Source organism: Sphingomonas sp. DMC8, assembly GCF_056314185.1.
In genome coordinates this window covers 1-5,386 of sequence record NZ_JBQUYV010000016.1, presented here as the reverse complement: position 1 = coordinate 5,386, position 5,386 = coordinate 1, and the positions used below count along the sequence as shown (strand labels likewise).

Genomic DNA, 5,386 nt, shown 5'->3' with positions numbered 1-5,386 from the left:
TGGTCATGCTGGCGACGGGCCCACCAAGCCGCCGCACAACGGTCACATGTTCGATCAAAAACGCAACTGTAATGCTATCTGGTCAAACCGTTCGAACCGCGTGAGTTGCTCGCGAGAGTGCGCAATCTGTTGCGCTGGATGGGAAATGGCGACGAACGCCGGCGACGCTCTCCCCCGCTTCGCGCATATCGGCCCATGGCGGCTTGACCTGTTGCAGCGCCGGCTGGTGACGGCGGACGGGCGGCTGGTGATGTTGTCGTCGGCGGAATACCGGCTGCTCAGCCGGCTGCTCGAAGCGCCCAATGAAGTCCTGGCGCGCGAAGCGCTGCTGCCGGAGCGGCGGGCGACGGTGGCATTCGACCGATCGATCGACCTGCAGGTCAGCCGTCTGCGGCAGAAGCTGGCCGCCGAGCCCGGGGGATCCGACCTGATCCTTACAGTAAGGAACGAAGGCTATCTGCTGGCCGCCGAGGTTTCATACGAATGAAGCCTCTGGCTTGGCCACGCGACTATTTCCGCTCGCTCGCGGGGCGCATTACCCTGTTGTTGACGCTGGGCATCGCCGGCGCGTCGATCCTGTCGCTGTTCATCGCAGAGCGGATGCGCATGGCCGAACTACAGCGGGTGCAGCTGGAACGCGTGGTGCTGAGCAGCGTCGACATGGCCCATCGCTTCGCCAGCGACCCGGAAGGCACAGAGCGCGCAGTGCGGAACCACGAACTGTTCGGCGTGCGGCTTCCGCTACCCGGCGCGAAGCTGGCACCGCCTGACCCCGGGTTGGAAGGGATGCTGCGCGAACAACTGGGGCCCGGTGCGCGGGTGGCGCGTATCAATAGCCCCTGTTTTCCCGGGGTGTTCAACGAGCACAATCGCGTTGCGGGGATGGACAGTGCGCCTAGCGTCGATTGCTGGCACTTGGCCTTCACAGACGCACGCGGAGTCAATCGGCAGATAATGGTGGACCTTCCGCGCCTGCCCGTTTCGCGGACGGGAACGCTGGACCCGGTGTATCTGGCGCTGATCGTCGTGGCCAGCGCGCTGCTTTCCATGTTTGCCTCCCGACTGACGACAGTGCCGCTGCGGCGCCTGACGGAAGCGGCGCAACGCTTCTCGCTCTCGATAGACCCGGAGGCGATTCCTGAACTGGGGCCTGCCGAAGTCCGTAGTGCGCTGGCGACGTTCAACCTGATGCAGGAACGGGTGCGTGAGGGATTTCGCGAGCGGACGCACCTGCTCGCCGGCATCGCCCACGACCTGCAGACTCCACTGACGCGGCTGCGCCTGCGACTAGAGGACGTCGAACAGCCGGAGCTGCGGGCGAAGCTGCTATCGGACCTGGCGGCGATCCAAGGGATGGTCCGTAGCGGGCTCGATCTCGCGCGCAGTTCGGAAAGTCGCGAGCCTTGGTCTGTCGTCGAAATCGATACCTTGCTTGACGGCCTCGTGCAGGATGCGATCGATGCCGATGCGCCCGTCACCCTGGTAGAAAACTGCATGGTTGCAGCGCGCGTGAAACCCGATGCACTGACACGCTGCCTGCACAACATCATCGACAATGCCGTCAAATATGGCGGTGGCGCCCATATTCATTGTCGCCGGGTCGGCGGCTGGGTCGAAATCGACGTGTGCGACGATGGGCCGGGTTTTCCGGTGGAACGTGTCGACGAACTCTTCGAGCCGTTCGTTCGGGGCGATCGGCATCGTGGCGCCACCGGCGGCACGGGCATAGGCCTGACTATCGCGCGCGCGCAGGCGAGAACCTTTGGCGCTTCGCTCCAGCTGGACAATCGGCCCGGCGGCGGTGGAAGGGGAAGGTTACGGTTCCCGGCGATTGGCTGAGCGAGAATTGCGTAGATACGCAATTGGATTCTTAGAGACTGTTTGGGAATGCGAGGGCGGAGGGCTGGCGAGGGATTTTCTGTCGTTCGCGAGGAGCCTACCGCAGCCAATGCCGGAAGCATCGGCGAGGATCGGCGACGCTGCGGCGGCGAAAAAGACCCGCCAGACCGACCCGATCGCATTTTCAAACAGTCTCTTATCAGCTCGGCCATGGCGCCCGCCTGCCGCAGTCGCCGGCACGCCAACCGCGAGCCCTGACATCCGTTATATAATGATGCGGCGACGTTAGTCGGCCCGATAGTCCCAAACGGAACGGCTCGGCTCGCCTATCACTTGCGGAAATAGGTCTACCTCATATTCCCCGATCGTTTCGAGCGTGAACGGGTTCATCTCGATGACGGGGCTGTCTTCTTTCATGGCAAACATCTTGCCGGCGTGCGCCATCATCGTGACATTGGCCGTACCGCGGCTGAGGCCCGCGACGGACGGGTCGTCCGTGAAAGGATTGCGATATTCGCCGAACAGGGCGCGACCCGCCTTTTCCTCCGCGACGAAGCGCGGCGTGCGGACATAGCGCATCTTGAAATCGACCTGGCCGTCCTTGAAGTAAAAGCAGGACGCCATGCCGTCTTCACCCAGCATGAAGACGTCGTTTTTCGTCGTGAACGCCGGCCACTTGCGATCGCCGATCTGGCGGAAAAAGCCGCCGCTAAGCTGCCGGGGAACCTCGCCCTGGATAACCTCCAAACCAGTCATATCGATCTCCGCACGCATGGGTGCTTCGAAGCTGGTAAAATCGTTGTGGGGGAAGCGAATGCTCACTCAGGGACTCCCTCTCTCGAAACCGTCGTTTATAGATTGACCGTGGTTTTGCCGGCGGCAGAGGCCGGTAACCAGAAGCAAGAATTCGCGCCACCAGCAGGACCAGAGCGACAACGAAGTCCCTCTTAAAGCACTGAGAAAACTGCAACAGGAACCGCGCTGGCGTTCCGGAGCGCGACGTCGCGCGTCACGCCCAGGCCCGCTCGTGCAGGGCCGCCCACCCCAGCGGGGCATCAACCACCGAATTCCTTACACTCGTTTGGGGATCAGGCACGTTTAGTGTCTGCAAAAGTCTCTCGCCTTGGGCGCCGCGCCATCACGGCGCGGAATACACGAGCAGAGGGCTCACGTGCCGTTTTGCATAAAAATATCAATAAGGAGAGGAAAAATGAGGGGAAGGCGTAAGATTTCGCGTGCGGACATGACTTGGCCTTGCATTGCTGCTGGGGCACTCGCCACATCCCTGGCGCTTCAGCCATCGTCCGCCCAAGCGCAAACATCGTCGGCGAAGGCCGAAGCAAACGACCAGGCTGGTCTTGAAGAGATCATTGTGACGGCGGAGCGCCGCAGCGCAGACGTTCAAAAGACCGCCGCTGCGATTACAGTCCAGAGCGGCGAGGATCTGCTTAAGCGCGGCAAGTTCACCCTCACCAACATCCTCGAAACGGTGCCGAACGTGTCGGGCGGCGAGTCGGAAGGTGTGTCGACCGAACCCACAGGCAACGACAGTCCGGCCGCCGGCATCACGATCCGCGGCATCTCGTCCAACGGCACCTTGAACGGACAGACCGTCCCGGGCGTTACGGCAACGGCGGTCTATGTCGACGACGTCTATGCTGGCATTGGCGGCGGTTACGACATCGACCGGGTGGAAGTGCTGCGCGGACCGCAGGGCACGCTGTACGGTCGCAGTGCCACTGCCGGCCTGATCGCCATCCACACCCGCGATCCGCAGCTGACGAAATCCTCCGCTGACGTTTCCCTGGAGGGTGGCAGCTTCAATCTCTTCCATGCGTCGGGGGCGATCAATGTTCCGATCGTGGACGACAAGGTGGGGCTGCGCGTATCCGGCAACCATTATGCGCGTGACGGGGCCGACTCGGCGTGTGGCGCCGGCGCCGTAAACCTCAACGAGGGCAAGGCGAAGCTGCTGTTCAAGCCGACCGACACCTTCTCGCTGCTGATCGGCGGTGCCTTCCAGGACCGGCAGTTCAACAACGGCGGTTTGGAAACCAAGTTCGTAACGCCCACCGACGTGGCGTTCATTCCCGTTTCGACTGGGACGTCAAAGACCAAATTCAGACAGATATGGGCCCAGGCCAACTGGGATCTCGGCGGCGTCCGCCTGACGTATCTCCCCGCCTATCGCACATGGACGCAGGACGCGACCGTCTACCTGGTCGGCCCGGGCGGCGGCACCATTCGGCAAGCGGTGGCGACGCCCCGCGATCATTTCCTGACCCAGGAACTGCGCCTCACGTCGATCAACTCTTCGCGGCTGAACTGGCAGACCGGCCTGTTCTATTACGAAAACAATCTGACGAGCAGCAACGTCAACACCTGGCAGTCGTCCGGCGCAATGCTGTTCAACGCCCAGGTGAACCGCGACACCTATAACGTTGGCGTGTTCGCGGATCCGACGAAGCTCAGTGTCGCCCGGCGTGTTCCGCTGGGCCTGGTCGGTGTCATTACGCCCTGGAACTTCCCGATGCTGCTGGCGATGCGTTCGGTGGCGCCAGCAATCGCGCTTGGCAACGCCGTGATTCTGAAGCCGGACCCGCAAACCGCGATCGTCGGGGGCGCGCTGCTCGCGCGGGCATTCGAGGAGGCTGGCGTTCCCGCCGGGGTCTTCTCCGTCGTCAATGGCGGCGCCGATATCGGGGAGGCTCTGGTTACCCTTCCTGCAGTGCGGCTGGTGACCTTTACCGGATCGACCGCCGTCGGCCGCCGGGTCGGCGAGTTGGCCGGAAAGAACCTCAAGAAGGTCGCACTCGAACTTGGCGGCAAAAGCCCCTTCATCGTCCTCGACGACGCTGATCTGGAGGCGGCAGCATCCGCCGGTGCATGGGGCTCGTTCCTCCATCAGGGCCAGATCTGCATGGCAAGCGGACGCCACATTGTGGATCGCAAGGTTGCCGACGAGTATCTCGATATTCTCGTTCGCAAGGCATCGCAGATCAAGGTCGGCGATCCCTATCGCGACGAAAGCGCAATGATCGGGCCGATCATGAACGCCAAGCAGCTCGACCGTGTCGATGAGATCGTCCGCAAATCCGTGTCGGCGGGTGCACGCCTGCTGACGGGCGGCACGTTCGAGGGGCCATTCTATCGGCCCACAGTGCTCGCCGATGTGCACCCGCAGGTGCCGGCATATCATCTGGAGATATTCGGCCCCGTTGCCCCGGTGGTGATTGCCGAGGACGAAGAGGACGCGATCCGCATCGCCAACGACACGGAATATGGTCTGTCCAGCGCGATCCAGACCGGCTCGCTCGAACGCGGGCTTCGGGTCGCAGCCCGGATCAAGGCTGGGATGGTGCATATCAACGATCAGACGATCTCCGATCTGCCCGGCATTCCCTTCGGCGGCGTAGGCTCCTCGGGCAACGGATCACGCTTCGGAAGCACCACCAACTGGGAAGAGTTCAGCTGAGTTCACAAACGAAGTGCAACACCAGGTTAGGGTGTTGTCATGGGAGAGCATTACCGCCAGCTCAGCCTTGAG

General features: G+C 62.5%; 3 protein-coding genes and 1 pseudogene. 3 read left to right on the top strand and 1 reads right to left on the bottom strand.

Features of this window, described 5'->3' with window-relative positions:
• Positions 1-75: 75 nt before the first annotated feature.
• A pseudogene (locus ACT53K_RS19330) lies at positions 76-487 on the top strand (winged helix-turn-helix domain-containing protein); the annotation flags it as partial.
• A complete protein-coding gene (locus ACT53K_RS19325; RefSeq protein WP_476230447.1) occupies positions 484-1,839 on the top strand; it encodes a sensor histidine kinase in 1,356 nt (451 codons plus the stop codon). The pseudogene ACT53K_RS19330 and the gene ACT53K_RS19325, both read left to right, overlap by 4 nt.
• Positions 1,840-2,124: 285 nt before the next feature.
• Here ACT53K_RS19325 and ACT53K_RS19320 read toward each other — a convergent pair whose 3' ends face one another.
• On the bottom strand, positions 2,125-2,661 hold the full coding sequence (locus ACT53K_RS19320) for a carotenoid oxygenase family protein (protein ID WP_476230446.1): 537 nt from the start codon (positions 2,659-2,661) through the stop codon (positions 2,125-2,127).
• A gap of 550 nt (positions 2,662-3,211) precedes the next feature.
• On the opposite strand from ACT53K_RS19320, the gene ACT53K_RS19315 reads away from it, so the two are divergent.
• A complete protein-coding gene (locus ACT53K_RS19315; RefSeq protein ID WP_476230444.1) occupies positions 3,212-5,314 on the top strand; it encodes an aldehyde dehydrogenase family protein in 2,103 nt (700 codons plus the stop codon).
• Positions 5,315-5,386: the final 72 nt, after the last annotated feature.

Bases quoted from the DNA above. Each gene is read 5' to 3' on its own strand.
- ACT53K_RS19325 (WP_476230447.1), top strand. From the start codon at position 484: ATGAAGCCTCTGGCTTGGCCACGCGACTATTTCCGCTCGCTCGCGGGG.